Origin of the sequence: Psychrobacter sp. 16-MNA-CIBAN-0192 (assembly GCF_040309565.1) — a bacterium.
GTDB lineage: Bacteria > Pseudomonadota > Gammaproteobacteria > Pseudomonadales > Moraxellaceae > Psychrobacter.
The window spans coordinates 1-266 of the sequence record NZ_JBEOOX010000322.1 but is presented as its reverse complement, the minus strand read 5'-3'; the positions used below and the strand labels follow the sequence as shown (position 1 = coordinate 266).

General features: G+C 55.3%; 1 pseudogene. It reads left to right on the top strand.

Features of this window, described 5'->3' with window-relative positions:
- Positions 1-244: pseudogene (locus tag AAEY78_RS13405) on the top strand (translational GTPase TypA); the annotation flags it as partial.
- Between the last annotated feature and the right edge of the window lie 22 nt (positions 245-266).

The window sequence follows — 266 nt, the reverse complement described above, 5'->3', positions numbered from 1 at the left end:
GAACAGCCGTGACAACGACATGGGCGTCAACCCAACCAAAGGCAAGAAGCTCGACAACATGCGTGCTTCGGGCAAAGACGAAACCATCGCTCTGGTTCCACCTGTTCGCTTCACCCTGGAACAGGCCCTGGAATTCATCCAGGACGACGAGCTGTGCGAAGTCACGCCTAAGTCGATCCGCCTGCGTAAGAAGATCCTGGACGAAGGCGAGCGTACCCGCGCTGCCAAGAAAGCCAAGAACTGAGTTAACTCAGGCTGAATGAAAA